Source organism: Bilifractor sp. LCP19S3_H10, from assembly GCF_052119185.1.
Classification (GTDB): Bacteria; Bacillota; Clostridia; order Lachnospirales; family Lachnospiraceae; genus Bilifractor.
Map to the genome: position 1 here is coordinate 1 of NZ_JBQKFT010000066.1, position 604 is coordinate 604.

At 54.5% G+C, this 604-nt stretch carries 1 protein-coding gene and 1 pseudogene; both read left to right on the forward strand.

From position 1 onward, the window contains the following. The coding region (locus ACTQZS_RS15435) for a phage terminase small subunit P27 family (protein ID WP_441476604.1) at window positions 1-403 on the forward strand (403 nt) is incomplete at its 5' end. Beyond that, a pseudogene (locus tag ACTQZS_RS15440) lies at window positions 403-604 on the forward strand (terminase large subunit); the annotation flags it as partial. The gene ACTQZS_RS15435 and the pseudogene ACTQZS_RS15440, both read left to right, overlap by 1 nt.

Consider the following 604-nt stretch of genomic DNA (forward strand, 5'->3'; position numbering starts at 1 on the left):
ACTGAATGAGAATGAGCCAAAGCCAGAGCGGAAAGCACCTGCCTGTCCGAAGTGGCTCGATAAGGATGCCAGAAAGGAATGGCACAGGCTGGCAAAGAAGATGGAAGCCATCGGTGTCCTCACCGAAGTCGATATGGCTGCCTTTGCTGCATACTGCCAGTCTTACGCAAGATGGAAGGAAGCCGAGGAGTTTATCACAGAGCACGGCACTCTTGTCCGGACACCTTCTGGCTACTGGCAACAGGTCCCGCAGGTCTCCATCGCACAGACCTATATGAAACAGATGGGAAAGTTCGCGACCGAGTTCGGTCTTACGCCTGCTTCCCGGTCCCGCCTCATAGCGGATGCGGGGAATACCGCACCGACTGATGAGATGGAAAATCTGCTGGGAGGTGATTCGTAATGGCAAGCGAGGAACATCCCGCAGATATGCCAAAGCTCACAGACTATCATCCGACTCAGTACATGCTTCCGACTTCACATTACGATCCGGCCAAGGCAGATCGGGCTGTGAAGTTTATCGAGATGCTCCGTCATACCAAAGGCAAGTGGGCTGGGAAGCGGTTCTGGCTTCTCCCGTGGCAGGAGCAGATTATCCGTGACC